Annotated in this window: 22 protein-coding genes; 14 read left to right on the top strand and 8 right to left on the bottom strand. The window is 74.7% G+C overall.

The window, feature by feature from the left end; genetic code table 11:
- Window positions 1-30: 30 nt before the first annotated feature.
- Together AAEM63_RS09305 and AAEM63_RS09300 are read right to left on the bottom strand one after the other, a co-directional pair.
- A complete protein-coding gene (locus tag AAEM63_RS09305) occupies window positions 31-1,809 on the bottom strand; it encodes a DEDD exonuclease domain-containing protein (protein ID WP_341361246.1) in 1,779 nt (592 codons plus the stop codon).
- Between the two features lie 124 nt (window positions 1,810-1,933).
- Window positions 1,934-3,766 (bottom strand): long-chain fatty acid--CoA ligase, encoded by a 1,833-nt coding sequence (locus AAEM63_RS09300; RefSeq protein ID WP_341361245.1) that lies wholly within the window; start codon window positions 3,764-3,766, stop codon window positions 1,934-1,936.
- A gap of 165 nt (window positions 3,767-3,931) precedes the next feature.
- Here AAEM63_RS09300 and AAEM63_RS09295 point away from each other — a divergent pair, with 165 nt between their 5' ends.
- Window positions 3,932-4,864, top strand: coding sequence for an ROK family glucokinase (locus tag AAEM63_RS09295; RefSeq protein ID WP_341361244.1), 933 nt, complete (start codon window positions 3,932-3,934; stop codon window positions 4,862-4,864).
- Between the two features lie 5 nt (window positions 4,865-4,869).
- Here AAEM63_RS09295 and AAEM63_RS09290 read toward each other — a convergent pair whose 3' ends face one another.
- The gene (locus AAEM63_RS09290; RefSeq protein ID WP_341361243.1) at window positions 4,870-5,391 is read right to left on the bottom strand and encodes a hypothetical protein; all 522 of its coding nucleotides are present in this window, start codon (window positions 5,389-5,391) and stop codon (window positions 4,870-4,872) included.
- A gap of 179 nt (window positions 5,392-5,570) precedes the next feature.
- On the opposite strand from AAEM63_RS09290, the gene AAEM63_RS09285 reads away from it, so the two are divergent.
- From AAEM63_RS09285 to AAEM63_RS09275, 3 genes are all read left to right on the top strand, one after another.
- Window positions 5,571-6,797 carry a pyrophosphate--fructose-6-phosphate 1-phosphotransferase gene (locus AAEM63_RS09285; RefSeq protein ID WP_341361242.1) on the top strand — a complete coding sequence of 409 codons (1,227 nt, stop codon included), beginning with the start codon at window positions 5,571-5,573 and terminating at the stop codon, window positions 6,795-6,797.
- Window positions 6,798-6,883: 86 nt separating this feature from the next.
- Window positions 6,884-8,236 carry a 3-deoxy-7-phosphoheptulonate synthase class II gene (locus AAEM63_RS09280; RefSeq protein WP_341361241.1) on the top strand — a complete coding sequence of 451 codons (1,353 nt, stop codon included), beginning with the start codon at window positions 6,884-6,886 and terminating at the stop codon, window positions 8,234-8,236.
- A 5-nt stretch (window positions 8,237-8,241) separates the two neighbouring features.
- Window positions 8,242-8,862, top strand: coding sequence for a molybdopterin-dependent oxidoreductase (locus AAEM63_RS09275; protein WP_341361240.1), 621 nt, complete (start codon window positions 8,242-8,244; stop codon window positions 8,860-8,862).
- Window positions 8,863-8,871: 9 nt separating this feature from the next.
- Here AAEM63_RS09275 and pknB read toward each other — a convergent pair whose 3' ends face one another.
- Both pknB and AAEM63_RS09265 read right to left on the bottom strand, forming a co-directional pair.
- Window positions 8,872-10,779, bottom strand: coding sequence for a Stk1 family PASTA domain-containing Ser/Thr kinase (pknB, locus tag AAEM63_RS09270; protein WP_341361239.1), 1,908 nt, complete (start codon window positions 10,777-10,779; stop codon window positions 8,872-8,874).
- Between the two features lie 61 nt (window positions 10,780-10,840).
- Entirely contained in the window at window positions 10,841-12,091 is a 1,251-nt protein-coding gene (locus tag AAEM63_RS09265) for a LysM peptidoglycan-binding domain-containing protein (protein WP_341361238.1), read from the bottom strand.
- A gap of 192 nt (window positions 12,092-12,283) precedes the next feature.
- Here AAEM63_RS09265 and AAEM63_RS09260 point away from each other — a divergent pair, with 192 nt between their 5' ends.
- Window positions 12,284-12,655, top strand: coding sequence for an Rv2175c family DNA-binding protein (locus tag AAEM63_RS09260; RefSeq protein WP_341361237.1), 372 nt, complete (start codon window positions 12,284-12,286; stop codon window positions 12,653-12,655).
- A gap of 49 nt (window positions 12,656-12,704) precedes the next feature.
- On the opposite strand, the gene AAEM63_RS09255 is transcribed toward AAEM63_RS09260, so the two are convergent.
- Complete coding sequence (locus tag AAEM63_RS09255) at window positions 12,705-13,787, bottom strand: polyprenyl synthetase family protein (protein ID WP_341361236.1); 1,083 nt, start codon at window positions 13,785-13,787, stop codon at window positions 12,705-12,707.
- 143 nt (window positions 13,788-13,930) lie between these two features.
- Between AAEM63_RS09255 and AAEM63_RS09250 the strand changes: the two genes are divergently transcribed.
- The 6 genes from AAEM63_RS09250 to AAEM63_RS09225 all read left to right on the top strand — a co-directional run bounded on the left by AAEM63_RS09250 (window position 13,931) and on the right by AAEM63_RS09225 (window position 18,638).
- Window positions 13,931-15,070: a DUF4192 domain-containing protein gene (locus tag AAEM63_RS09250; protein ID WP_341361235.1), complete on the top strand. Its 1,140-nt coding sequence runs from the start codon at window positions 13,931-13,933 to the stop codon at window positions 15,068-15,070.
- Window positions 15,071-15,184: 114 nt separating this feature from the next.
- Entirely contained in the window at window positions 15,185-15,583 is a 399-nt protein-coding gene (locus tag AAEM63_RS09245; protein WP_341361234.1) for a universal stress protein, read from the top strand.
- 62 nt (window positions 15,584-15,645) lie between these two features.
- Window positions 15,646-16,029 carry a glycine cleavage system protein GcvH gene (gene gcvH / locus AAEM63_RS09240; protein ID WP_341361233.1) on the top strand — a complete coding sequence of 128 codons (384 nt, stop codon included), beginning with the start codon at window positions 15,646-15,648 and terminating at the stop codon, window positions 16,027-16,029.
- 284 nt (window positions 16,030-16,313) lie between these two features.
- Window positions 16,314-17,600 carry an RNA polymerase sigma factor gene (locus AAEM63_RS09235; protein ID WP_341361232.1) on the top strand — a complete coding sequence of 429 codons (1,287 nt, stop codon included), beginning with the start codon at window positions 16,314-16,316 and terminating at the stop codon, window positions 17,598-17,600.
- 232 nt (window positions 17,601-17,832) lie between these two features.
- The gene (locus tag AAEM63_RS09230) at window positions 17,833-18,474 is read left to right on the top strand and encodes a winged helix-turn-helix domain-containing protein (protein WP_341361231.1); all 642 of its coding nucleotides are present in this window, start codon (window positions 17,833-17,835) and stop codon (window positions 18,472-18,474) included.
- A complete protein-coding gene (locus tag AAEM63_RS09225; protein ID WP_341361230.1) occupies window positions 18,471-18,638 on the top strand; it encodes a hypothetical protein in 168 nt (55 codons plus the stop codon). The genes AAEM63_RS09230 and AAEM63_RS09225 overlap by 4 nt, the downstream gene beginning before the upstream one ends.
- A gap of 215 nt (window positions 18,639-18,853) precedes the next feature.
- Here AAEM63_RS09225 and AAEM63_RS09220 read toward each other — a convergent pair whose 3' ends face one another.
- Window positions 18,854-19,066 carry a hypothetical protein gene (locus AAEM63_RS09220; RefSeq protein ID WP_341361229.1) on the bottom strand — a complete coding sequence of 71 codons (213 nt, stop codon included), beginning with the start codon at window positions 19,064-19,066 and terminating at the stop codon, window positions 18,854-18,856.
- Window positions 19,067-19,321: 255 nt separating this feature from the next.
- Between AAEM63_RS09220 and AAEM63_RS09215 the strand changes: the two genes are divergently transcribed.
- From AAEM63_RS09215 to AAEM63_RS09205, 3 genes are all read left to right on the top strand, one after another.
- Window positions 19,322-21,442, top strand: coding sequence for a DNA topoisomerase IV subunit B (locus AAEM63_RS09215; RefSeq protein WP_341361347.1), 2,121 nt, complete (start codon window positions 19,322-19,324; stop codon window positions 21,440-21,442).
- Between the two features lie 20 nt (window positions 21,443-21,462).
- A complete protein-coding gene (locus AAEM63_RS09210) occupies window positions 21,463-22,464 on the top strand; it encodes a GNAT family N-acetyltransferase (protein WP_341361228.1) in 1,002 nt (333 codons plus the stop codon).
- A 73-nt stretch (window positions 22,465-22,537) separates the two neighbouring features.
- Complete coding sequence (locus AAEM63_RS09205; protein ID WP_341361227.1) at window positions 22,538-23,656, top strand: N-acetyltransferase; 1,119 nt, start codon at window positions 22,538-22,540, stop codon at window positions 23,654-23,656.
- 46 nt (window positions 23,657-23,702) lie between these two features.
- Here the strand turns inward: AAEM63_RS09205 and AAEM63_RS09200 are convergent, their stop codons facing one another.
- Window positions 23,703-26,171 carry a DNA topoisomerase IV subunit A gene (locus AAEM63_RS09200; protein WP_341361226.1) on the bottom strand — a complete coding sequence of 823 codons (2,469 nt, stop codon included), beginning with the start codon at window positions 26,169-26,171 and terminating at the stop codon, window positions 23,703-23,705.
- Between the last annotated feature and the right edge of the window lie 6 nt (window positions 26,172-26,177).

Below are 26,177 nucleotides of genomic sequence, written 5' to 3'. Positions count from 1 at the left end.
GGGCGCCCGCGGGGGCGGGACGCATGCCCATCATCCTCTGCCGGGCACCGCGTGTCGTGCCGCCCCGCGCACCGGCCACGCCAGCGGCATACCGCCCTCGCCGACCCGGACGAGCCGCACCCCGTCCTGCTCGAGCCAGCCCGCGAGCAGCTCGGTCTCCTCCACCGGCGCCGCCCCGCAGGCGTGGTCCGAGGCAGCGACCTGCTCGGCGGTGGCCAGCAGCGCGTCCATCACCGACGTGGGATCGGTCCGGGCGGGGCTGACCGCGACGCCCGCGAGCCGGCCGTAGCGCACGAGGACGAGCTCCCACCCACCGTCGTCGGCCCGCCGGGCCGCGAGGAGCTCCGGCGTCGTGACCAGGGGGCGCAGCCGCTGGGCGCGACGCGCCCCCTGGACGAGCGCGCGGAGCCGGTCGCGCTCGGTGGCGGCCTCCTCGTACCGCTGCTGGGCCGCGAGGGCGGAGATCCGGGCGCGCAGCACCTCCACCACGGGGTCCAGCTCGGTCCCGAGGGCGCCCCGGGCCGGCGCGAGCGCCACCTCGTAGGCCGTCCGGTCCTGAGCCCCGGTGCACGGTGCCCCGCACCGGCCCATCTCCGCCAGGGCGCACGCCGCCGCGGTGGGGGACGGGCGCACCGGCAGGCGCGGCGAGCAGCGGCGCAGCGCCACGGCCTCCTGCAGCGCCTCCAGCGCGGCGGTGGCGGCCGCGCGGGAGTGGAAGGGGCCGATCGCGGAGCCGAGCTCGGCGGCCGGGAGATTGCGCACGACGCTGAGCCGGGGGAAGGCCTCGTCGGTCAGGCGCAGCCACGGGCGGCGGTCGGGCCGACGGGACCGGCGGTTGTAGGGCGGGTCGAGCTCGGCGATGAGCCGCAGCTCGCGCACCTGTGCCTCGAGCGCCGTCGCGCAGGGGATCGGGCGCACCGAGGTGGCGATGTCGAGCATCTCCCCGATGCGGGCGCGCTTCTCGGCCGCGGTGAAGTACTGGCGCACGCGCCGGCGCAGGTCCACCGCCGTCCCGACGTAGAGGACCTCACCCCGCGGGCCGAGGAACTGGTAGACACCGGGGCCCGAGGGCAGCCCGTCCGCCATGCCGGCCTTGCGCCGGCGCCCGGAGGGCACCGGGTCGGCGGCGGTGTGCAGGTCCTCGAGGTGGGTGACGCCCAGGGGCGCCAGGCGCCCGAGGAGCGCGTGGAGGACGTCGACCGTGGCGCGCGCGTCGTGCAGCGCGCGGTGGTCGGGCGTCACCTCGGTCGCGAACAGCCCGGCCAGGGTGGACAGCTTGTGGTTGGGCGCCTCGTCCCGGGTGACGACCCGGCGCGCCAGGGCGACGGTGTCCACGACCGCGGGCCGGGGCCAGGGCAGGCCCATGCGTTCGGCGGCGTGCCGGAGGAACCCGACGTCGAAGCGGGCGTTGTGCGCGACCAGGACCGATCCGCGGTCCAGGCCCGCGAACTCGAGGAAGGCCGGCAGCACCTCGGTGACCGGCGGCGCCGCCATGACCATCGCCGTGGTGATCCCGGTGAGGACGGTGATCATGGGCGGGACCGCCACCCCGGGGTTGACGAGCGTCTGGAACTCGCCGAGGACCTCCCCGCCACGGACCTTCACCGCGCCGATCTCGGTGATCTCCGAGCCCGTGGGGGACCCGCCGGTCGTCTCCAGGTCGACGACGACGAAGGTGACCTCGTGCAGCGCCGTGCCCAGCTCGTCCAGGCCGAGCTGGACGGGCACCCCGACGCCGGCGGCGTTGCGCGTGGTTCCGTCCAGCGTGAGACGGCCGCCCGGGGCGACGTCGAGGAGGGTGGCTGCCATGGCCGTCACGGTAGGGCCGACCACCGACACCGCCGCCGTCCCACGCCGACGACGAGGGGGTCACCACCGCCGGCGGTGGTGACCCCCTCGTGTGCCCGCTGCGGGGGCCGAGCGCGCCGGGGCGCTAGCCCTGGCTGGCCGCGCGGCTCGCCGCGGCGTCGGCGTAGAACTTGTCCACGACGTCGGCGAAGTCGGCGAGGACGACGTTGCGCTTGACCTTCAGCGACGGCGTCAGGTAGCCGTTCTCGACCGTGAAGTCGTCATCGAGGACGTGGAAGGCACGGATCGACTCGGCCCGGGAGACCTTGTGGTTGGCCCGGTCGACGGCCATCTGGAGGTGCTCGCGGACGAACGGGTCCTGCGCCGCCTCGGTGACCGTCATCGCGTCCTTGCCGTGGTTGGCGAGCCAGCCGGGCAGCATCTCCGCGTCGATGGTCATGAGCGCGCCGATGAAGGGCTGCTGGTCGCCGACGACGACGCACTGGGAGACGAGCGGGTGGGCACGGATGGCGTCCTCGAGCGGGGCGGGGGCCACGTTCTTGCCGCCGGCGGTGACGATGATCTCCTTCTTGCGCCCGGTGATGCGCAGGTAGCCGTCCTCGTCGAGGGACCCGAGGTCGCCGGTGCGGAACCAGCCGTCCTCGAACGCCTCGGCCGTCGCCTCGGGGTTGTTGTGGTACCCGCGGAAGACCGGGATGCCCTTGGCGAGGATCTCGCCGTCGGGGGCGATGCGGATCGCGGTGCCGGGCAGGGGCGGGCCGACCGTGCCGATCTTGATGCGCTCGGGCCGGTTGACGTTCGTCGGTGCCGTGGTCTCGGTCAGGCCGTAGCCCTCGAGGACCTTGAGCCCGACGCCGCGGTAGAAGTGGCCGAGCCGCTCGCCCAGGGCCGCGCCGCCGGAGACCGCGTACTCGGCCTGGCCGCCGAGCGCGTGGCGGATCTTGGACAGCACGAGCTTGTCCGCGAGCCGGTGCTGGGCCTTGAGCGCCGCGGACGGCCCCGACGCGGTGTCCAGGGCGCGGGAGTAGACGATGGCGACCTTGGCCGCCCAGCGGAAGATCTTCGTCTTGAGGCCACCGCCGGTGCGGGCCTCGACGCCGTTGTAGACCCGCTCCCACACCCGGGGGACGGAGAGGATGAACGTGGGGTGGAAGGTCGCGAAGTCCGCGACGGCCTGCTTGGTGTCGGGGGTGTGGCCCAGGGCACGGCCGGAGAGCAGGACGAGGACCTCGACGAACCGGGCGAAGACATGCGCCAGCGGGATGAACAGCAGCGACCGCGCCTCGGGCGGGTCGAAGACGGTGTGGAGCTCGCGGATGGCCTCGAGGGAGAGCTCGACGAAGTTGCCGTGGGTGAGCTCGGCTCCCTTGGGCCGCCCGGTGGTTCCGGAGGTGTAGATGATCGTCGCCAGGTCGGCGAGGCCGACCGCTCCGTGCCGCGCCGCGAGCTCCTCGTCGCTGACCTGCGCGCCCCGCTCGGCGAGCGTGTCGAGCGCGCCGGCGTCGATCGTGAGCACCTCGCGCAGGTTCGGCAGGCCGCCCTCGACGCCCTTGGCCTCCTCGACGGTGGCGGCGTTGGCGGCGGTCTCGACGACCACGACGACGGTGCCGGAGTCGGAGAGGATCCACTGGGCCTGGGAGGCGGAGCTGGACTCGTACACGGGTACCGGGACGGCGCCGGCGTGCCAGGCGGCCAGGTCCATGAGGGTCCACTCCAGGCGGGTGCGGGACATGATGCCCACGCGGTCGCCGGGGCCGACGCCCGCGGCCATGAGTCCCTTCGCGACCGCCTCGACCCGGGCCAGGGTCCAGGCGGCGTCACGGCGGACCCACGTGTCGCCGACCTTCTCCTCGTACAGGACCTTGGTCGGGGTCTCCCGAGCATGGTCGAGGAGATAGTCGGTGATGCTCCGTGAGGGGTCGACCTCGACGGCGCGAGGGGTGGCGAACTCGTCCATGCTGTCTCCATCGGCAGGGGGCGGTGAATCCCGTGGGGCCACCCTAGTCGTGCGGACGGGCCGCAACACGCCCGTCGCCCGGCGCGCCGAGGGGCGGACGTCTGCGCGCCAGGGCCCGTGACCCACCACGATGGACCCCGGACACTCGACGGAAGGACGGACGGCATGGACGCCATCGGCGTGGACATCGGCGGCACCAAGATCGCTGCGGGCGTGGTCGACGAGGCCGGGACGGTGCTCTCGCAGGTCCGGCTCGACACCGACCCGGACAACCCCGGCGCGATCGAGGCGGCCGTCATCTCCGCCGTCGCGCAGCTGCGCCGGACCCACACGGTCGGCGCCGTCGGCGTGGCGGCCGCCGGGTTCGTCAGCCCGCGCCGTGACGCGGTGCTCTTCGCCCCCAACATCGCCTGGCGCGACCACCCGCTGCGTGACCGCCTCGCCGCGGGCATCGACCTGCCGATCGTGGTGGAGAACGACGCCAACGCCGCCGGCTGGGCCGAGTTCCGCTTCGGCCGGGCCCGCGCGGTCGAGGACATGGTCATGCTCACGGTCGGCACCGGCCTGGGCGGGGCGCTCGTCCTGAACGGCCGGCTGCTGCGCGGCGCGCACGGCGCCGCCGGCGAGATCGGTCACATGCAGGTCGTCCCGGGCGGGCACTACTGCGGCTGCGGCCACGAGGGCTGCTGGGAGATGTACGGCTCCGGACGGGCGCTGACCCGCTCGGCCCGTGCGGCGGCGGTGGCGTACCCGGACCGGGCCGGTGCGCTGCTCGAGCTCGCCGGGGACAGGAAGATCCAGGGCCCGCACGTCACGGCGGCCGCCCAGGCCGGCGACCCCCTCGCCATCGAGCTGTTCGCCCAGCTGGGCTTCTGGCTCGGGGTGGGCATCGCCGACCTCGCGGCCGCGGTCGACCCCGAGATGGCGGTCGTGGGCGGCGGGGTGGCCGCGGCCGGGGAACTCCTCCTCGAGCCGATCCGCGCCTCCTTCGCCCGGCACCTGTCCGCGCGGGGCTACCGCGGGGAGCTGACGATCGAGCTCGCCGAGCTGGAGAACGAGGCGGGCATCGTCGGCGCGGCGGACCTCGCCCGGCACTGAGCGGTCTAGACGACCGCCCCGTCGGAGCGGTCGTCGCGGTCGCGGCGCGCGGGCATGCGCCACAGGAGCAGCCCGACGCCGCCGGCCAGGACGAGCGCCAGGGCCCCGAGCACCCCGTCGGGGACCGGGCGCCACACGACCGAGAGGACCACGCCCAGCACGACGGCACCGATCGTCGCGACCCAGCCCAGGGTCACGGCCGGGTCGGCGTGGGTGAGGGGTTCGGGCTCGGGCGGCTCGTAGCCCTCGTCGTCGTCCTCGTCCGGGACGTAGTCGCGCGGACCCGGCGCCGCGGGGCGCACCACGCGAGCCCCCGGCAGGTCCGCGGGGCGGACGGGGATCTCCTCGCCGGAGACGTCGCCGGGGACCGACCGGTCGGGGCCGGCCTCGTCGGGCGTGGGCCCGGGGCGCTCGGGCGGCGGGACGGCCAGCTCACCGAGGGAGGCCGTCAGCTCCGCCCACCGCGCGGCGACGGCGGCGTCGTCGAGCTCGCCGGGGGGGTCGCCCTCGCGGTTCGGTCCGGCCATGCCTGCACTCTAGATCGCCGCGACCGGCCACCGGCACCCGCCCGCCGCGCGCGACGGGGTGCCGGGGGGCCCGGAGCCGCCCCGGGACGCCCCTCTAGGATGGTTGCGGGTCCGACCGCGACCGCGGCGGCCCGGCCCGGCGGCGTCCGTCGCGGGCCCGGACAGACGGAAGGTTCTCGATGACGGTCCGACGCGTCGCGCTGCTCACTGCCGGCGGCTTCGCCCCCTGCCTCTCCTCCGCCGTCGGCGGCCTGATCGAGCGGTACACCGAGATCGCCCCCGACGTCGAGCTCGTCGCCTACCAGCACGGCTACCACGGCCTGCTCACGGGCACGAAGGTCGCCGTCGACGCCGAGGCCCGCAAGCACGCGGGCGTCCTGCACCGCTTCGGCGGCAGCCCCATCGGCAACTCCCGCGTCAAGCTGACCAACGCCAAGGACCTCGTCGAGCGCGGCCTGGTCCGCGAGGGCCAGAACCCCCTGGAGGTCGCCGCGGAGCGCCTGCGCGAGGACGGCATCGACGTCCTGCACACGATCGGCGGTGACGACACCAACACCACCGCCGCCGACCTGGCCGCGTACCTGGAGGAGCACGACTACCACCTCACCGTCGTCGGGCTGCCCAAGACGATCGACAACGACATCGTGCCCATCCGCCAGTCGCTGGGCGCATGGACCGCGGCCGAGGAGGCGGCGGAGTTCGCGCAGAACGTCATCGGCGAGCACCGCGTCAACCCCCGCATGCTCATCGTCCACGAGGTCATGGGCAGGCACTGCGGGTGGCTGACGGCCGCGGCCGCGAGGTCCTACCGGTCGTGGCTCGACACCCAGGAGTGGGTCCCCAGCATCGGCCTGAGCCGGGAGCGGTGGGACATCCACGCGGTGTTTCTGCCCGAGATGCACCTCGACATCGACGGTGAGGCGGAGCGCCTGCGCACCATCATGGACGAGCAGGGCAACGTCAACGTCTTCCTGTCCGAGGGCGCCGGGGTGCCGGAGATCGTCGCCGAGCTCGAGGCCAAGGGCGAGGAGGTCGAGCGCGACCCGTTCGGCCACGTCAAGCTCGACACCATCAACCCGGGCCGCTGGTTCGCCCAGCAGTTCGCCGAGCGGATCGGCGCCGACAAGGTTATGGTGCAGAAGAGCGGCTACTTCTCCCGCTCGGCCCGCGCGAACGCCGAGGACCTGCGCCTCATCAAGTCCATGACCGACCTCGCCGTGGAGTGCGCGCTGCGCGGGGAGTCCGGTGTCATCGGGCACGACGAGGAGGACGGCGACCGGCTCAAGGCGGTGCCGTTCCCGCGCATCGCCGGCGGCAAGGCGTTCGACATCGGCCAGGAGTGGTTCGGCGAGCTCATGGCCGGGATCGGGCAGAAGGTCGAGGCCGCGGCCCCCGCCGCGCACTGACACGCACCGACGCCGCCGTGGTTCGGGCGTCGTCCGGCTGCCGGACGACGTCCGTCTCACGTGCCGGGAACACCTATCCTGGGCGCGTGAGCATCGAGGCATCCGAGGAAGTCCTGGCGGGTCTGCAGCACTGGCGCGACCTGCCGGCCGCGCAGCAGCCCGCATGGCCCGACCAGGCTGCGCTGGACGCCTCCACCGCGGAGCTGCGCGAGCGGCCCCCGCTGGTCTTCGCCGGCGAGGTGGACAACCTCAAGGGCCACCTGGCCGCCGCCGCCCGGGGCGAGGCGTTCCTCCTCCAGGGCGGGGACTGCGCGGAGACGTTCGCCGAGTCCACGGCGGACCGGATCCGCAACAAGATCCGCACCATCCTCCAGATGGCCGCCGTCCTCACGTACGGCGCCAGCATGCCGGTCATCAAGATGGGCCGCATGGCGGGCCAGTACGCCAAGCCCCGCAGCTCCGACCTCGAGACCCGCGACGGGGTGACGCTGCCCGCCTACCGGGGTGACGCCGTCAACGGCCACGCCTTCACCCCGCAGGACCGCACCCCCGATCCCCAGCGCCTGGTCGGCGCGTACACGCGCTCGGCGACGACGATCAACCTCATCCGAGCCTTCACGTACGGCGGGTTCGCGGACCTGCGCCTCGTCCACGACTGGAACCGCGGCTTCACCTCCAACCCTGCCTACGCGCGCTACGAGGTCCTCGCCGCGGAGATCGACCGCGCGATGCGGTTCATGGCCGCCTGCGGGGTCGACTTCGACGCCCTGCGCACCGTGGACTTCTACTCCTCCCACGAGGCCCTGCTGCTGGAGTACGAGTCGGCGATGACCCGCATCGACTCGCGCACGGGCGCGCCGTACAACACCTCCGCCCACTTCGTCTGGATCGGCGAGCGCACCCGGCAGGTCGACGGCGCCCACGTGGATCTGCTCTCGCGCGTCCGCAACCCCATCGGGGTCAAGCTCGGCCCGACGACGACGGGCGACGACGCCCTGGCGCTCATGGACCGGCTCAACCCCGACGGCGAGCCGGGCCGGCTGACCTTCATCACCCGCATGGGCGCCGGCAAGATCCGCGACGCGCTGCCGGCGCTGGTCGAGCGGGTCACGGCCGACGGGCGGCCGGTGACGTGGGTGTGCGACCCCATGCACGGCAACACCATCACCTCCCCGTCCGGTTACAAGACCCGCGAGCTGTCCACCGTGCTGGACGAGGTGCACGGGTTCTTCGGGGTCCACAAGGCCCTCGGGACGGTCCCGGGCGGCCTGCACGTCGAGCTCACCGGCGACGACGTCACCGAGGTCCTCGGCGGCAGCGAGGAGGTCGACGACGCGGCGCTGGCCCGGCGCTACGAGACCCTCGTCGACCCGCGGCTGAACCACCAGCAGTCCCTCGAGATGGCCTTCGACGTCGCCGAGATGATCCGCGGGCACTGAGGACGATGGCCCCGCCGGACCGGATGGAGGTCGACCCGGGCCCGCGTCTGCCTGCGGACAGGTTCCTCCCGCCCGGCCAGCACCTGGTCGCCCGCGCGCCCGTCATGCACTACGGGCCGGTGCCGGCGAGGCGGCCCGAGCGGTGGCGCCTCACGGTCGGCGGTGCCACCGCGGACGGCGCCGAGCACGTCCTCGGCTTCGACGAGGTCACCGCGCTGCCCCGGCGCACGCTCGTCGCGGACCTGCACTGCGCGACCGGGTGGTCCGCCGTCGACGAGCGCTGGGCGGGGGTGGCGGCCCGGGACGTGGTCGAGCTCGCCCCGCCTCGGCCCGACGTCGAGCACGTCCTCGTCTTCGCCGAGTACGGCTACGCCGCCACGGTCCGCCTGGAGGACCTGGTCTCGGGCCGCGCCCTGCTGGCCACGCACCACGACGGCGAGCCCCTGACGGACGAGCGGGGTGGGCCCATGCGGCTGATCGTCCCCCACCTGTACTCGTGGAAGGGCCCCAAGTGGCTCCGGGGGTGGAACTACCTCACCGAGGTCGAGCGGGGCTTCTGGGAGGAGCGTGGCTACCACCTGCGCGGCGACGCCTGGCGCGAGGAGCGCTACGCCTACCAGGAGTGAGGGCCGCCGTCAGACGACCGTGAGCGTGATGACGCTGCCCCGGGGCAGCATCGACCCTGCCTCGGGGTCCTGGGCCCGGACGGTGCCGAAGAAGGCACCGAGCACCTCCTCGACCTCGACCTGGAAGCCGGCGTCGACGAGGGTCTGCCGGGCGGTGCGCACCTGGGTGCCGACCACCTCGGGCACGGCGAGCAGCTCCGGTCCGCGCGAGAGGACGAGGTCGACGGTGTCCCCGCGGTAGAGCTGGGCCTCGCCGGGCGCGGGGGACTGGGCGAGCACGAGACCGGCGGCGACGGTGTCGGAGTAGTCCTCGGTCGTCTCGCCCACAGCCAGGCCGGCCGCGGTGAGCGCGGCCTCGGCGTCGGCGGCCGCCGCACCGGTGACGTCGGGCAGCTCGGCCGGCTCCCGGCCGGCAGAGACGACGAGGACGACACCGGTGGTGTGCTCGACGACCTCCGCCGCGGCGGGGGAGGAGGAGACGACCTCCCCGGCCGGCACGGTGTCGTGGAACTCCTCCCGGACCTCGGTCACGGCCAGGCCGGCGGCGGCGAGCGCGTCCTCCGCGGCGTCGCGGTCCCGGCCGGTCACGTCGGGCACCGGGACGGTGAGGATCCCGAGGGAGACCTGGACGGCGACCTCGGAGTCGGTGCGCACCTCGGTCCCGCCGGCCGGGTCGGTGCCGATGACCTCCCCGGCGGCGACGTCGTCGTGGTGGGTCCGGGTGACGACCGGCACCAGGCCGGCGTCGCGCAGCGCGTCGACGGCGACGTCCTCCGCCAGTCCCTGCGCCTGCGGGACGGGGACCGTGGCGCCGGGCCCGACCTGGAACCACCACAGGGCGCCGGCGCCCGCCACCACCGCGATCGCGAGCAGCAGGGCGACCACCCGCGGCCACGCCCTCGCCCGCCGGGCCGGACCCTCGTCGCGGCTGGCGAGGGCACCGATGGGCAGTGCGACCGTGCCGTGCCGGCGGGGGAGGTCGACGGCAGCGGTGCCGCGGGCGTCGGGCGCCTCCTCGGCGGCCGGCTGGGCGGTGGGGGGCACGTCGGCGCACCGCGCCAGGTCCGTGGGGTCGAGGTCGTGCACGCACCGGCGCACGAGGGCCAGGGCCGCGGCTGCGTCGACGGGGCGCTCGTCGAGCTCCCGCGCGGTCAGGGCCCCGACGAGCTCGTCGACCTCGGCAGGCAGCCACGACAGCCGGGCGGAGGGGGCCGGCACCCGGTCGGTGACGTGCTGGTAGGCGATGCGGATCGGGGCGTCCCCGGTGAACGGCGGCCGGCCGGTGAGGAGCTCGTAGAGCAGGACCCCGACCGCGTAGACGTCGGCGCGCTGGTCCGCCCGGCCCTCGGTGACGATCTCGGGCGCGAGGTAGGCGACGGTCCCCAGGACCGTCCCGGTCGTCGCCGCGGTGGCCTCGCTGACGGCGCGCGCGAGCCCGAAGTCCGCGACCTTGGGGCGTCCGTCCTGGGTGAGCAGGACGTTCTCGGGCTTGATGTCGCGGTGGACGAGCCCGGCGCGGTGGGCCGAGGCGAGGGCGTCGAGGACGTGGTCGACCACGGTGAGCGCCTCGCCGAGCGGCAACGCGCCGCGGCGGCGCAGGACGGTGCGCAGGTTGGGTCCCTCGACGAGCTCCATGACGAGGTAGCTCGCCTCGCCCGTGGTGCCCTGGTCGTGCACGGCCACCACCCCGGGGTGGGTGAGGCGGGCGGCCGCGCGCGCCTCGCGGCGGAAGCGGGCCACGAAGTCCGGGCTCTCGGCGAGGTGCGGGTGCATCACCTTCAGCGCGACGGTGCGCTCGAGACGACGGTCCACGGCCCGGTAGACCGTGGCCATGCCGCCGCGGGCGATGCGCGCGCCGACCTCGTACCGGTCGTCGACCAGCCGGCCGATCATCGGGTCGAGGGTCGCGGTGTCCACGGCCGCGAGCCTAACCCGGCAGCGGTGCCGGGCCCGGCAGGCGTGCCGGGCCCGGACGTCCTCAGAACCGGTTCATGTGGGCGCGGACGGCCGCGACGTACATCTTCGTGTCCGGGTAGAGCCCGTTGCGGGCCACGGACCCGGCGCCCTGGTAGTACGAGGCGATCGCGGTGTCGAGGTCGGGGGCCGTGCGCACGTGGTAGCGGATGATCGCCACCCCGGCGACGACGTTGTCGTGCGGGTCCAGCAGGTTGAGCGGGCGTCCCACCAGGTCCGAGGCCCACCGGCCGGACGACGGGATGACCTGCATGGTGCCGAGCGCGTTGGCGGGGGAGACCGAGGCGTGGTTGAAGCCCGACTCCTGGAAGGCGTGCGCCTGGGCGAGGGCCGGGTCGACGCCCATCTGGCGGGCGACCGAGACCACCAGCGCCTGCATCTCGGCCCGGGAGGGGACCCCGGTCGCGAGCAGGGTCGCCTTGTTCGCGTTGGCCGAGGCGACGGTGGCCTCGGGGTAGGTCCTGCCCATGAAGCTGCTGGGCACGAGGGGCTGGGTGGTGGGTGCCGGGGCGGCGGACGCCTTGGCCGGGACCGTCAGGCGCTGCCCGACGTAGATCGTCGCGGCGGGTCCGAGGTCGTTGGCCTGCGCGACCGCCGCGACCGTGGTGCCCCACCGTGCCGCCAGGACCGAGACGGTGTCGCCCGCGACGACCCTGTGCGTGGTGGCTGCCGGGGCGGCCGGCTTCGCGGCGGAGGGGGAGGCCGGGGCGGCCGCGGCGCCGGCGACCCGCAGCTTCTGGCCGACGTAGATCCGGTCGGGCGAGGCGAGGGAGTTCAGGCTCACCAGGGCCGAGACCGAGGTGCCGTACTGCCGGGCGATGCCCGAGAGGTACTCGCCGCTGCGCACCGTGTGGGTGGTGGCCGCGGGTGCAGCAGCCGGCGCGGCCGGCGTCGCGGTGGCGGAGGCAGAGGCGGCGGAGGGGATCCGCAGCATCTGGCCGACCCGGATCACGGCGCGGGCGTCCAGGCCGTTCGCCCCGACGATGGCCCCGACCGAGGACCCCGTGCGGGCGGCGATGTGGGAGACGGTGTCGCCGGCCTGCACGCGGTAGGTCATCACCGGCGCGGCCGGCTGGACGTGGACCGGAGCCGCGAGCGCGCCGTGGAGCGCGGGGGCCGGACGCGCGGCGGGTGCCGGAGCGGCGGCCGCGGGGACGGCCATCCCGGCGGCGGTCGTGGCGGCGAGGGCGAGGCCCACGCCGGCCCGCCCCGCGTGCGCCCGCGCCGAGGGCTGGGAACGGTGCTCGGCCTTCATCGATCCTCCAACGTCGGTCTCACCCGGGCCGCGTGCGGCACCCGGGTGGGTGCCGGCCGACGTGACCATGTGCCTGGTGATGATGATGTGACTTGTGTTAACGGTGTGACAGTAGCGACTGATGTGGTGACGCGCCAAGCCCTTCGTCCCGGCTCCGTCCACATTCCTTTCCGTGCGCCCTACTCTTGCCCCGTGAGCGATGCGCCCGAAGAACCCACCACCTGGCTCTCCGTCCCCGAGGTCGCCGAGATCCTCGGCCTCCGGCAGCGCGACGTCCGCGCCCTGGTCCGGGACCGTCGCCTGCTGACCGTCCCGCACGGCCCGAACGGGTCGGCCGCGATCCCGGGCGAGTTCCTGCTCCTGCCGGGGGAGTCGGACGAGCCTGGACCGCTCCCCGCCCTGCGGGGCACGCTCATGCTGCTGGCGGACGGCGGTATGGACGACCTGGAGGCGTTCCGGTGGCTCTTCACCCCCGATGCCGAGCTCGGCGCCACCCCCATCAGCGCGCTGCGAGAGCGACGGACCCATGCGGTCCGTCGCGTCGCACAGACGCTGGCCCTGTGAGGGGGGGCGGGACGCCTGAGCCGTCCCGCCGCGTGAGCGCCTGGACGCCTCAGGCGTCCCGCCGCGTCAGCGCCTCGGCCAGCCCGGCGATCGCGGCGCGGGCGTGCTCGGGCAGGTGCGCCTCGGCGAGCGCCCGCAGGGCCGCGCCGTACCGCTCCTCGACCAGTCGACCGTGCTCGGCGAGGGCGCCGCTGGCGACGATGAGGTCCTGCACACGCCGCACCTCGGCCGGGCCGAGGTCCGCCCGGCCCAGCCGGCCCCTGAGGTCCGCCCGGTCGGTGGCGTCGACCCGGGCCGCGGTGAGCGCGACGAGCGCGGTGCGCTTGCCCTCGCGCAGGTCGTCCCCGGCGGGTTTGCCCGTGACCGCGGGGTCGCCGAACACGCCGAGCTCGTCGTCGCGGAGCTGGAACGCCTCGCCCAGCGGCAGCCCGACCGCCGAGAGCGCCGCGAGCAGGTCGTCGTCCCCGCCACCGAGGGCCGCGCCGAGCACGAGCGGGTGCTCCACGGAGTACCGGGCCGACTTGTGCCGCACGACCTGCAGGGCGCGGGTGAGCTCCTCGCCGTCGTCGCGCCAGGGCAGGTCCTGGGAGCGGATGTCGAGGTACTGACCCAGCGCCACCTCGGCGGTCATGACGTCGTAGATCTCCCGCGCCCGCCGCCCGGCCGCGGGCGGCACCAGGTCGCGCGCGCGCTCGAGCTCCATCGCCGAGAGCGCCAGGAGGAGGTCGCCCAGGACGATGGCGGCGGCCGTGCCGTAGGAGTCGGCGTCCCCGAGCCAGGCGTTGGCGGTGTGGTCCCCGGCGAAGCGGCGGTGCGCCGCCGGGAGACCCCGCCGGGTCGCCGAGCCGTCCATGACGTCGTCGTGCACCAGCGCCGTGGCCTGGAAGAGCTCCAGCGCCGACCCGGCGAGCACGACCGCCTCGCTCGTCCGGTCGTGGCCCGCTGCCAGCCAGCCCGCCGCGCAGAGCTGGGCACGCAGCCGCTTGCCACCCGAGAGCAGCTCGCGCGCCGGGTGGAGGAACTCCTCGACGGGTGCCCCCACCTCGGCGAAGCGGGCGGTGTGCTCGCCCAGCGCGGCGAGCGCTCGGGCCGAGACGTGGTCGCGGACGTCCGTCAGCGTCGAGGTGCGCATGGACCGACCCTACGGTCCGGCCGCCCGGTCCGCCGACGTGCCGCCGCGCTCGGGCTCGCCGCCGGCCCGTCCACAGGCCGCCGGGGCGGCGCCGGTCCACAGGACCTCCGCACGCGGGCCCTCCGTGACGGTGCGATGCCGTCATGACCACCACCGTGACCGTCGACGACCCCGGTGACCTCGTCGCGCACCTGCCCTACCGCCTCGGGTTCCACCCCGCCGACTCCGTCGTCCTCGCCGGGCTGTGCCGCGGCCGGAGCGGGCGCGACGTCGTCGGCCTCGTCGTGCGGACCGACCTGGCCGACCTCGGCCACCCCGGAGCCGGCCCGGCCCTCGCCGCGACCCTGGGTGGACACCTCCTGACCGACGGCGCGTACGACGTCCTCGCCGTGGTCTACCTCGCCGCCGGCCGGCGCGGGGTGGCCCGTGACGCGCGGGTCCGCAACGCCAGACGCGCGCTGGTCGACGCGCTGCCCTGGGCCGCGTCGCTCGCCCGGCCCTGGTTCGTGGGCCACGACGCCTTCGGCCACCTCGACCCGTGCCGGTGCTGCGCGGCTGCCGGGCGTCCGCTGCGCGACCTCGAGACCTCGGTGGCCAGCGCCGCGTTCGTGGCCGACGGCCGAGCGGCGGTCCGGTGCCGTGAGGACCTCGCGGTCGTCCGGACGGGGGACACCGCCGCGCGCGCGGCCGCCGCCCGGGCGGCTGAGGAGGAGCGGCGCCGGGTGGCCGCGGCCCGAGCGGTCGGCGCGGCGTTCCGACCACAGCACGACGGGTCGGCCCAGCAGTGGCGTCTCCGCGAGGAGCACTGCGACCTGTGGGACGCCTCCCTCGGCGAGGTACCCGCCCCCGCCACGCTGGGCCGCCTCCTCGTGGCGCTGGAGGACACCCGTGTGCGCGACGCCGTCCTCGCCGCCGCGCTGGCCGGCGGCGACGTGCTCGCCCGCGACCTGCTCCCGGTCGACGCCGTGGACCTCGTGCTCACGGTGTCGCCACCGCCGGAGCGGGACGCGATGGTCGCCGCCGACCGCCTGGCGTGCGCCGTCGCGGCCCACGCCCCGGACGGCGCCGCGGCCCCGGCCCTGGGACTGCTGTCGTACCTGTGCTGGTGGGACGCCGCGGGCGCGCGCGCCGACGTCCTGGCCGGGCAGGCGCTGGAGGAGCAGCCCGGGCACCGCCTGGCGGTGCTGGTGCGCGAGGCGCTCGACGCCGCGGTACCGCCACCGTGGTACCCGCAGGAGCACCCACAGGCCGCTTCCCGCACGGATCGCGTCCAGCCGACCTAGGTGCCGGCCGGCGCCCGGGTGAGCCGCCGCGCCCGGCGGGGCGAGCCGTCGCGCCCGGCTATCGGGTAACGTCGCGGGCACGACGAGCCGGAGCGGACGGGAACGGGGTGCTGGATGACCATCGTGGTGGGCTTCCTGTCGACCAAGGAGGGCGAGGCCGCCCTGACGTCGGCCGTGGCGGAGGCCCGGCGCCGCGACACCAGGCTCGTCGTCGTGCTCTCGCGTCGCACCGACGCCGGGGACCACGCCGCCCTCGAGGCGGAGGCCGATGCCGTGCGCGACCGTCTCGACGAGGCCGACCTCGCCTACGAGGTGCGCCAGCTGCGCCGCGGCAGCGACGTCGCCGAGGACATCCTCGCCGTCGCCGAGGAGGTGGGTGCCGACCTCATCGTCATCGGCCTGCGACGTCGCTCGCCGGTGGGCAAGCTCATCCTGGGCTCCAACGCCCAGCGGATCCTGCTCGACTCCCCGTGCCCGGTCCTCGCGGTCAAGCCCGCCGGCGCCGCGGCCTAGCGAGCCTCCCCGACCCCGGCGCCCGCGCGCCGGCCTGCCTCGTCCCCCCGAAGGAGCACGCCATGGACTACCCCGGCGACCGTCTGTACACCCCCGACCACGAGTGGATCACCGTCGACGGCGACGTCGCCCGCGTGGGCATCACGAGCTACGCCGCCCAGGCGCTCGGCGACGTCGTCTACCTGGACCTGCCCGAGGTCGGCACCGTGGTCACGGCGGGGGAGAGCTGCGGGGAGATCGAGTCGACCAAGTCGGTCTCCGACCTGGTCGCCCCCGCCGACGGCGAGGTCGTCAGCCACAACGAGGCCGCCGTCGACGCCCCCGAGACGGTCAACACCGACCCCTTCGGCGACGGCTGGCTCTACACCTTGCGCGTCGGCGCGGTCCCGGAGGACCTCCTCGACGCGGAGGCCTACGCCGCCCTCGTCACCGGCGAGGGCGCCTGAGCGGCTCGCCCGTTCGCGTTCCGGTGGGGCGCTGCGGACGTCGCGGCGGCCGACGCCGCGGAGCGCTGGACGCGTCGGCCAGGACTGCGGAGCGGCGCTGACCCGGCGGCGGAATGCGCCCGGGCGCGCCCGCGTTGAGACTTCAGTGCCGCAGCGGCGCTGCCCCACGGTAGAGCCGCGCCCCGCCCACAACGAGCCCGCCGACCCCGGCTGAGGCTATAATTGTAGGGCTGGCACGCTCGATCGTCGGCCCCGCGATCCCCGCCGAAAGGTTCTCTGTGTCTGTGTCGTCCACGTCTGCCTCCAAGACCACCCGCTCCCACCGGGCCGCCAAGCCCGCTGCGGACGCCCCTGCCGAGGGTTCGGTCGAGCAGGCCGAGGTGCCCACCCAGGCCCCCGCGGAGGATGCCCCCGCCAGGAAGACCCCGGTGCGCAAGGCCGCCGGCACCAAGGCGGCCACCGCCCGCACCAAGGCTGCTCCCGGCACGAAGCCGGCTGCCGGCCGGCCCACCGCGAAGAAGGCCGCCCTCAAGGCCGTGCCCGACGCCCCGGCGGAGCCCGCCGCGGCGACCGACGACGACGAGCCCGACGAGTCCGGCTTCGTCGTCTCCGACAACGACGACGACGACGCCCCCGTCCAGCAGGTCGTCACCGCCGGTGCGACCGCGGACCCGGTCAAGGACTATCTCAAGCAGATCGGCAAGGTCGCTCTCCTCAACGCCGAGCAGGAGGTCGAGCTCGCCAAGCGCATCGAGGCCGGCCTGTTCGCCGAGGAGAAGCTCGCCAGCGAGGGGGAGACCCTCGCGCCGAAGCTGCGACGCGAGCTGCAGTGGATCGCCAACGACGGGCACCTCGCCAAGAACCACCTCCTCGAGGCCAACCTCCGCCTGGTGGTGTCCCTCGCCAAGCGGTACACCGGTCGCGGCATGCTGTTCCTGGACCTCATCCAGGAGGGCAACCTCGGCCTCATCCGCGCCGTGGAGAAGTTCGACTACACCAAGGGCTACAAGTTCTCCACCTACGCCACGTGGTGGATCCGCCAGGCCATCACCCGTGCCATGGCCGACCAGGCCCGCACCATCCGGATCCCGGTCCACATGGTCGAGGTCATCAACAAGCTCGCCCGCGTCCAGCGGCAGATGCTCCAGGACCTGGGCCGCGAGCCCACCCCGGAGGAGCTCGCCAAGGAGCTGGACATGACGCCCGAGAAGGTCGTGGAGGTCCAGAAGTACGGCCGCGAGCCGATCTCGCTGCACACCCCGCTCGGTGAGGACGGCGACAGCGAGTTCGGTGACCTCATCGAGGACTCCGAGGCGGTCGTTCCCGCCGACGCGGTGAGCTTCACCCTCCTGCAGGAGCAGCTCCACGCGGTGCTCGACACCCTCTCCGAGCGGGAGGCCGGCGTCGTCTCCATGCGCTTCGGCCTGACCGACGGTCAGCCGAAGACGCTGGACGAGATCGGCAAGGTCTACGGCGTCACGCGTGAGCGGATCCGCCAGATCGAGTCCAAGACGATGTCGAAGCTGCGCCACCCGAGCCGGTCCCAGGTCCTGCGCGACTACCTGGACTGACCACACGACGCACCGTCGACGCCGCCGCGAGCCCTCGCGGCGGCGTCGCTGTGTCCGGACCGCCGTCGCTCGGCCGCGCCCCCGGGCGCGGAGCGGCCCCTCCTCGTCAGCGAGGAGGGTCCGGGACGACCCCGGTGCGGTCCAGGGCCTCGTCGGTGCGAAGAACCCGTTGCAAAGAACCCGTTGCAAAGAAGTACTTGCAAAGGAGTCTTTGGACGCGTAGCCTCGCGTCATGAGCAGCACCCGTCACGAGGAGCACGTCCTCGACGTCGCAGCACTCAAGGCACTCGCCCACCCGCTCCGCACCCGCCTGTGGGACGCCCTCATGTGCGGCCCCGCCACGGCGAGCCAGCTCGGGGAGCTCCTGGGGGAGTCCTCCGGCGCGACGAGCTACCACCTGCGCCAGCTCGCCCGCCACGGCTTCATCGAGGAGGTGCCCGGCCGGGGTACGGCACGCGAGCGCTTCTGGCGGGCCACCGAGCGTGAGACGCGCATCACCCGCGACGCCGTCACCACGCCGTCGGGCCGCGCGGCGCTGGCCATCTTCGGCGACGAGTGGCTGAAGCTTCGATTTGAGTCCGCCGCCCGGTACCAGCAGATGCGACGTCAGGACCTCGTGCCCGCCCCGTGGGCCCGGGCAGCGGTGGAGATGGGCACCACCTTCGTCGCCACCGCCGACGAGCTCGCCGAGCTCGTGACGGACCTCCAGGCGGTCATCGAGGCCTGGCACGCCCGGGTGGAGGGCCGCGACGGCACCGAGCCCGGCACGAGCCCCGTCGAGCTGCAGCTCAGGGCCTTCCCCCGGAGCATCCCCGCCGCCACCCCCACCGCGCCGGACGGCGCCGCCACCAGCGAGCACAGGAGCCAGCCATGACCGACCCCAGCCTCATCGACGCCTTCACCGCCCGCAGCCTGGGCGTGCCCATGCAGGAGATGCTCCGCACCCGACGCGCACGGACGGCGCCGTGGCGGCTCACCACCCGTGGCGGCACGTCGTTCGTCAGCCCGAGCCGGCCGCTGCCCGGCGAGGTCCGCTGACCTCGCCGGCCGTCGCCCTCGGCCCTCGACCGTCGGCTCGGCGCTCGGCCCTCGACCACGCGGCCGGCGCCACACACGTGCCGACGGCGGCCGGCGCCAGACACGAACCGACGCGCACCGGGCTCATGGTACGAAGGGGAACCGCGGGAGGGGCAGACCACTGCGGAGACGGCGACGGCCGCCACCCGAGGGGGTGGCGGCCGTCGCGGCGTGGGTCAGCGCTGGGCGCCGGGCTCCGCGTGCAGGCGCTCGGTCTCGTCGTGGATGGTCTTGGCCACACCCGAGAGGGCCTCGGAGTGACGGCGGGCGTGGTGGGCGCAGAACAGCAGCTCGCCGGCGTCGAGCTCGACGCGGACGTAGGCCTGCGCACCGCAGGCGTCGCAACGGTCCTGGGCTGTCAGCGTGGGCTCTGTCGTCATGGTGCTCATGTCAGCATGTAACCATCCCGACCCTGGAATTATGCTGCGGGTGGCCACCTTTACGCTCCCGGCGTAGCGCCGGCGCCAGGGCCGAAGGTCCCGTCGCGGCCGACCGGCGCCAGGCACGGCTCGCGCCGGTTCCCACCGGCGGCCGTGAGCGTCCCCGCGGGCAGCCCGTCGCGGCACGGCGCGGTGCCCGACCGGTGGGTCGTGCACGGGCCCCGCCGTGAGGAAACCTAGTATCGACAGGTGTCCACCGCCACGATGACCGCCGCGTCCAGCTACACCGCCCGCCACCTCTCCGTCCTGGAGGGGCTCGAGGCGGTGCGCAAGCGCCCCGGCATGTACATCGGCTCCACCGACTCGCGCGGCCTCATGCACTGCCTGTGGGAGATCATCGACAACGCCGTCGACGAGTCCCTCGAGGGGCACGCCAGGACCATCGAGGTCATCCTGCACGAGGACTCCTCGGTGGAGGTCCGCGACGACGGCCGCGGCATCCCGGTGGACAACGTCGCGTCCCTCGGTCTGTCCGGCGTCGAGGTGGTCTTCACCAAGCTCCACGCCGGCGGCAAGTTCGGCGGCGGGTCCTACGCCGCCTCCGGCGGCCTGCACGGCGTCGGCGCCTCGGTGGTCAACGCCCTGTCGGCCCGCCTGGACGTCGAGGTCGACCGCGGCGGCAAGACCCACCGGATGACCTTCCACCGGGGCGAGCCCGGCGTGTACGACGACAGCGCCGGCCGCGGGCCCGACGCGCCGTTCACCCCCTTCACCGACGCCTCCGAGCTCGCCGTCACCGGCAAGGTGCCCCGCACCCGCACCGGCACCCGCGTGCGGTACTGGGCCGACCGGCAGATCTTCCCCGCCTCGGCGACGTTCTCCTACGACGACCTCCTCGACCGGGCACGCCAGACCTCCTTCCTCGTCCCGGGTCTCACGCTGACGGTGCGCGACCTGCGGGGCCTGCCCGGCACGCCGGGGGAGGCGGGCCCCACCGAGGAGGTCTTCCGCCACGACGGCGGCGCGGTCGACTTCGCCGACTTCCTCGCCCCGGACGCCTCCGTGACGGACACGTGGCGCCTGACGGGCACCGAGACGTTCGCCGAGACCGTCCAGCAGCTCGACGAGCGCGGCCACCTGCACCCCGTCGACGTCGTGCGCAGCTGCGAGGTCGAGGTCGCCCTGCGGTGGGGGATCGGCTACGACACGACCGTGCGCTCGTTCGTCAACATCATCGCCACGCCCAAGGGTGGCTCGCACCTGGCCGGGTTCGAGCAGGGTCTGCTCAAGACCGTGCGCAAGCAGATCGAGACCAACGCGCGGCGGCTCAAGGTCACCGCGAAGGAGGGCAAGATCGAGAAGGACGACGTCCTGGCCGGCATGACCGCCGTCGTGACGGTGCGCTTCCCCGAGCCCCAGTTCGAGGGCCAGACCAAGGAGGTCCTCGGCACCGCCCCCGTGCGCGGCATCGTGGCGAAGGTCGTCGAGCGCGAGCTCACCGCGCTGCTCACCTCCTCGCGGCGGGCGGAGAAGGTCCAGGCCGCCGCCCTCCTGGAGAAGGTCGTCGGGGAGATGCGGGCGCGCGTCTCGGCCCGCATGCACAAGGAGATCTCCCGCCGCAAGAACGCCCTGGAGACCTCCACGCTGCCGGCAAAGCTCGCCGACTGCCGGAGCGAGGAGGTCGACCGCACCGAGCTGTTCATCGTCGAGGGGGACTCCGCTCTGGGCACCGCCAAGCTCGCGCGCTCGAGCGACTTCCAGGCCCTGCTGCCGATCCGGGGGAAGATCCTCAACGTCCAGAAGGCCTCGCCGGGGGACATCCTCAAGAACGCCGAGGTCGCCTCGATCATCCAGGTCATCGGCGCGGGGTCCGGCCGCACCTTCGACCTGGCTCAGGCGCGCTACGGCAAGATCGTCCTCATGACGGACGCCGACGTCGACGGCGCCCACATCCGCACCCTGCTCCTCACCCTCTTCTTCCGGTACATGCGTCCCCTCGTCGAGGCCGGCCGGGTCTTCGCGGCGGTGCCCCCGCTGCACCGGGTGGAGATCGCCGGCTCGGGCGGGCGCAAGGGGGACGTCGTCTACACCTACGCCGAGAGCGAGCTCACCGGGCTCCTGCGCCGGCTCGAGCGGACCGGCAAGCGCTACAAGGAGCCCATCCAGCGGTACAAGGGTCTCGGCGAGATGGACGCCCACCAGCTCGCGGAGACCACCATGGACCCGGCCCGGCGCACCCTGCGCCGGATCTCCATGGCCGACGAGGCAGCCCTCCACGAGGCGGAGCGGGTCTTCGAGCTCCTCATGGGCAACGACGTCGCCCCCCGCAAGGACTTCATCGTGGCCGGCGCAGATCACGTCGACCCCGACCGGATCGACGCCTGAGCGCCCCTAGGATCGTCTCCATGCCTGACCGACCGCTCACCGACCGCCTGGGCGCGCCGGAGGTGGCCGAGCTCCCGGCAGCCCACCTCGGGCTGAGCTGGCGCACGATCACGGCGGCGGACCTCGACGCCGTCCGCGACCTGGCCCTGCGCTGCGCCGAGGTCGACCGCCCGGTCTCCGGGACCGGCCCGGGCTCGGTCGTCGAGGCCCTCGGCCGGGGCACGGGCGACGCCCTCGGCGGGTTCTCCCGCGCGGGCGAGCTCGAGGCGGTCGCGGTCGTGGACGTCCCGCCCGGCGCCGGGCGGGTGCACCAGGCGGTGCTCGTGGCGTCGCTCGCCCCCCAGTGGCGAGGCCGGGGCATCGGGCGCGCCCTGCTGGACTGGCAGGACGGGCGGGCGCGGCAGCTCCTCGCCGCCCGCGGCGGGGAGGGGCCGGCGCGGCTCGCCGCGTACGTGGACGAGCACCACGCCGACCGGCGCCGGCTCTACGTCGCGGCCGGGTTCAGCGCCAAGCGCACCTTCCACGAGATGCGCCGCGCCGTGGCCGACCCGGTGCCCGCGGCGTCACCGCCGGAGGACGTGCGGATCGGCGACCTCGTCCCGGCCCTCGACGACGCCGTCCGCGAGGTCCACAACGCCGCGTTCGCCGACCACTGGGGCGCCGAGCCCCTGACCGCCGGGTCGTGGACCCGCCTGCTCGAGGCCCGGGAGCCGGCCTGGTCCAAGGTCGCCGTCGACACCGACGGCGCCGTCGTGGGCTACGCCATGACCTGCCGGCGTCCCCACCCGCGCACGGGCGCGGCCGAGGGCTGGACCGAGCTGCTCGGTGTCCGGACGGACCACCGCGGGCGCGGCGTCGCCCGCGCCCTCCTCGCCGCGGTGCTGCGCTCCCTCGCCGAGGACGGCGTCGCCACGGCGGGCCTGACCGTCGACACGGTCGAGCCGCCCGGGGCAGGTGCCTTCTACGAGGAGCTCGGGTACCGCCGCGAGGGAGCCCGGATCCTCTACACCATCGAGATCTGAGGCGCGCGGACCGAGCGGCCCACCCGGCACACCGAGGTGACGGTCCCGGGCGCCACCACGTATCGTCGGGGCCGTGCCCACCCCCCGACCCGGTCCGGACAGCCGTGCGCCGTCCGGCAGCGTGACGGTGCCCGGCAGCACGGCGGCGCCCGCCACCACGGCGGCGCCCGCCGGCTCCACGGTGCCCCTCGCGGTCCGCGCCGGGGCCCCCGCGGTCGTCGCCCCGCCGGCGGCGGTCGCCGGCCTGGAGTGGCGCCCGCTCGGTGCGGTGGACATCGGCGGCCTCACCGATCTCGTGGGGCGCATCGAGGACGCGGACGACCCTCCCTACCGCACCTCGGCCGAGGAGATCGTCGAGTACTTCGACTCCGGGCACGCCTGGAGCGCGATGGGCGGCTGGGACGCGACGGGGTCGCTGCGCGCCTTCGGCTTCGTCCGGGTGCGCCACGGCGACACGTCGCTGCTGCGGGCGTTCTGCTCCGGCGGGGTCGACCCGCTGTGGCGCCACCGGGGGGCCGGCTCGGCCGTGCTGGACTGGCAGGTCGCCCGGGGCCGGCAGATGCTCGTCGAGACCGGCAAGGAGGCGCCGGCGCGGATCGTCGTCCACGTCGACGAGGGCATGGACGCCCTCACCCGGCTCATCACGGCCCGGGGGTTCGAGCCGCGGCGGTGGTACACCGAGATGCGGCGGGACCTCTCGCTGCCCATCCCGGAGGTGCCCCTGGACCGCCACCTCACCGTGGTGCCGTGGAGCCCGGAGCTCGACGACGCCGTACGCCGCGCGCACAACCGGGCGTTCGGCGACCACTGGGGCTCCCAGCCCCACACCCCCGAGTCCTGGCGCCAGGGCCGCACCCACTTCGCCCCGGGCTGGAGCTTCGTGGCCCTGGACCGCTCGAGCGACCGCGCCCAGGTGGCCGGGTACCTCATGTCCGGCCGCTACGAGCAGGACTGGCCCGCCCTGGGCTGGACGGAGGGGTACACCGAGATCATCGGCGTCCTGCGCGAGTGGCGCGGGCGCCACGTCGCCACCGCACTGATGACCGAGGCCATGCGGGCCTACCGGGACTCCGGCATGCAGTACGCGGGCCTCGACGTCGACACCGACAACCTCACCGGCGCGGTGCGCCTGTACGCCAAGCTCGGCTACGAGGTGACCCGCACCTCGGCGATGTACACCGTCGAGATCTGACGCGACCACCGGGACCCGCACGCCGCCGTGACCCGACGCACCCGCCTCACCCGATCGCGGCGACCGGGACGGGCAGGGGCTGCCCGGAGCCGTCGCGGCGCTCGTCGAGGTCGGGCAGGGGCACCGCCTGGCCCCCGGAGCCCACGGCGCGGGCGGGCTCGGGTCCCACCCAGGCCAGCTGGAGGCAGTCCTCGCCACGGACGAAGCGGTGGGCGCGGACGCCGCCGGTGGCCCTGCCCTTGGCCGGGTAGCGGTCCAGGGGGGTGACCTTGGCGCTGCCGGCCACCGTGCCCGGCAGCGCCCCGGAGGCGCCGGCCACGGTGACGACGACGCTGGAGGAGACGTGGTCGGCGCCGACGACACCGAGGTGGACGACCGCCGCACCGGCGGCCAGCTTGATCCCGGCCATGCCCTGGCCGGCCCGGCCCTGGGGCCGCACCGCCGCCGCGTCGAAGCGCAGCAGCTGGGCGTCGGAGGTGATGAGGACCAGCTTGTCGCTCTCGGCGGCGTGCCCGGCGCCCACCACCCGGTCGCCCTCCCGCAGGGCGACGACCTCCCAGGCGTCCTTGTTGCCGGGGTGATCCGGGACGACCCGCTTGACGACCCCCTGGGCGGTGGCGAGGACGACCGGCGGCGCACCGGCGTCCAGACGGACGAGCCCGACCACCTCCTCGTCGCGCTCCAGTCCCAGGAGCTCCCGGACGGGGGCGCCGCCGGAGAGCCCCGGTGCCGATCCGGTCGGGGGGATCGTGGGGGCGTCGAGGACCTCCAGCCGTACCAGCCGACCCGTCGAGGTCGCCACGGCGACGTGCCCGCGCGCGGTCGCCGGCACGGCGTGGGTGACGGCGTCGTGCGCGGACCGGCCCCCGGTGCGCACGGGGGCGTCCGGCTCGGTCGTCCGGGCCAGCAGGCCGGTGCCGGACAGGAGCACCCAGCAGGGCTCGTCGGCGACCTCCAGCGGCAGGGCGGCCGTCCTGGTCCCCGCCCGCCCGGGTGCCGCCTGGGTGGCGGGACCACCGGCATGCTCGAGGAGCACCGTGCGCCGAGGGGTGCCGAACCGGCGGGCGACGTCGGCGAGCTCGTCGGAGACGACCTCGCGCAGGCGCGCCTCGGAGCCGAGGATCTCCTGGAGGAGCTCGATCGTGCGGGCCAGCTCGTCCCGCTCCGCCTCGAGCTCGAGCCGGGAGAACTTGGTCAGGCGGCGCAGCCGCAGGGCGAGGATGAACTCGGCCTGCGCCTCGGACAGGTCGAACACGCTCATGAGGCGGGTGCGGGCGGCGTCGGCGTCGTCGGAGCTGCGGATGACCGCGATCACCTCGTCGATGTCGGCGATGGCGACGAGCAGGCCCTCGACGAGGTGCGCGCGCTCCGTGGCCCGGTCGAGGCGGTACCGGGTCCGGCGGCGCACCACCGTGAGCCGGTGCCCGACGAAGACCTCGAGGAGCTCGCGCAGCCCGAGCGTGCGCGGCTGGCCGTCCACCAGGGCGACGTTGTTGATCCCGAAGGACTCCTCCATCGGCGTGTGCCGGTAGAGCTGCTCGAGCACGGCCTCGGGGTTGAAGGCGTTCTTGACCTCGATGACCAGCCGCAGCCCGTGGTGGCGGTCGGTGAGGTTCTGCACGTTGGTGATGCCCTGGAGCTTGCGCGCCTGGACGGCGTCCTTGATCTTCTCGATGACGCGCTCGGGGCCGACCATGTACGGCAGCTCGGTGACGACGATGCCCTTGCGGCGCGGGCTCAGGTTCTCCACGCGGGCGGTGGCGCGGGTGCGGAAGCTGCCCCGCCCGGTGGCGTACGCCTCGCGCACCCCCTCCAGACCCACGATCTTGCCGCCCTCGGGCAGGTCCGGCCCGGGGACGAGCCGGACGAGCTCGTCGAGCGTGGCGTCGGGGTTGTCCACGAGGTGGCGCGCCGCGGCGACCACCTCGACGAGGTTGTGCGGGGGCATGTTCGTGGCCATGCCCACCGCGATCCCGGTGGCGCCGTTGACGAGGAGGTTGGGGATGGCCGAGGGCAGCACCGACGGCTGGGTGAGCTGGTTGTCGTAGTTGGGGACGAAGTCGACGACGTCCTCGCCGAGGTCCGCCGTCATGGCCAGCGCGGCGGGGGTGAGCCGGGCCTCGGTGTAGCGCGAGGCCGCGGGGCCGTCGTCGAGGGAGCCGAAGTTGCCGTGCCCGTCCACGAGGGGCAGCCGCAGCGCGAACGGCTGGGCCATGCGCACCATGGCGTCGTAGATGGCCGAGTCGCCGTGCGGGTGGAGCTTGCCCATCACCTCGCCGACGACGCGCGCGGACTTCACGTGGCCCCGGTCGGGTCGCAGCCCCATCTGGTCCATCATGAACAGGATCCGGCGCTGGACGGGCTTGAGCCCGTCGCGCGCGTCGGGCAGCGCCCGGGAGTAGATGACCGAGTAGGCGTACTCGAGGAACGAGCCCTGCATCTCCGCGGAGACGTCGATGTCGACGATCTTCTCGTCGACGGGCTCTGCGGGGGTCGTCGGGGTCTTCCGGGCCATGGTGTC

Source organism: Georgenia sp. M64 (assembly GCF_038049925.1).
GTDB lineage: Bacteria > Actinomycetota > Actinomycetes > Actinomycetales > Actinomycetaceae > Georgenia.
This window is presented reverse-complemented; position numbering and strand designations above follow the sequence as displayed.

Bases quoted from the DNA above. Each gene is read 5' to 3' on its own strand.
- AAEM63_RS09305 (WP_341361246.1), bottom strand. From the start codon at position 1,809: ATGGCAGCCACCCTCCTCGACGTCGCCCCGGGCGGCCGTCTCACGCTG.
- AAEM63_RS09300 (WP_341361245.1), bottom strand. From the start codon at position 3,766: ATGGACGAGTTCGCCACCCCTCGCGCCGTCGAGGTCGACCCCTCACGG.
- AAEM63_RS09295 (WP_341361244.1), top strand. From the start codon at position 3,932: ATGGACGCCATCGGCGTGGACATCGGCGGCACCAAGATCGCTGCGGGC.
- AAEM63_RS09290 (WP_341361243.1), bottom strand. From the start codon at position 5,391: ATGGCCGGACCGAACCGCGAGGGCGACCCCCCCGGCGAGCTCGACGAC.
- AAEM63_RS09285 (WP_341361242.1), top strand. From the start codon at position 5,571: ATGACGGTCCGACGCGTCGCGCTGCTCACTGCCGGCGGCTTCGCCCCC.
- AAEM63_RS09275 (WP_341361240.1), top strand. From the start codon at position 8,242: ATGGCCCCGCCGGACCGGATGGAGGTCGACCCGGGCCCGCGTCTGCCT.
- AAEM63_RS09265 (WP_341361238.1), bottom strand. From the start codon at position 12,091: ATGAAGGCCGAGCACCGTTCCCAGCCCTCGGCGCGGGCGCACGCGGGG.
- AAEM63_RS09255 (WP_341361236.1), bottom strand. From the start codon at position 13,787: ATGCGCACCTCGACGCTGACGGACGTCCGCGACCACGTCTCGGCCCGA.
- AAEM63_RS09250 (WP_341361235.1), top strand. From the start codon at position 13,931: ATGACCACCACCGTGACCGTCGACGACCCCGGTGACCTCGTCGCGCAC.
- AAEM63_RS09245 (WP_341361234.1), top strand. From the start codon at position 15,185: ATGACCATCGTGGTGGGCTTCCTGTCGACCAAGGAGGGCGAGGCCGCC.
- gcvH (WP_341361233.1), top strand. From the start codon at position 15,646: ATGGACTACCCCGGCGACCGTCTGTACACCCCCGACCACGAGTGGATC.
- AAEM63_RS09230 (WP_341361231.1), top strand. From the start codon at position 17,833: ATGAGCAGCACCCGTCACGAGGAGCACGTCCTCGACGTCGCAGCACTC.
- AAEM63_RS09225 (WP_341361230.1), top strand. From the start codon at position 18,471: ATGACCGACCCCAGCCTCATCGACGCCTTCACCGCCCGCAGCCTGGGC.
- AAEM63_RS09220 (WP_341361229.1), bottom strand. From the start codon at position 19,066: ATGAGCACCATGACGACAGAGCCCACGCTGACAGCCCAGGACCGTTGC.
- AAEM63_RS09215 (WP_341361347.1), top strand. From the start codon at position 19,322: ATGACCGCCGCGTCCAGCTACACCGCCCGCCACCTCTCCGTCCTGGAG.
- AAEM63_RS09210 (WP_341361228.1), top strand. From the start codon at position 21,463: ATGCCTGACCGACCGCTCACCGACCGCCTGGGCGCGCCGGAGGTGGCC.
- AAEM63_RS09200 (WP_341361226.1), bottom strand. From the start codon at position 26,171: ATGGCCCGGAAGACCCCGACGACCCCCGCAGAGCCCGTCGACGAGAAG.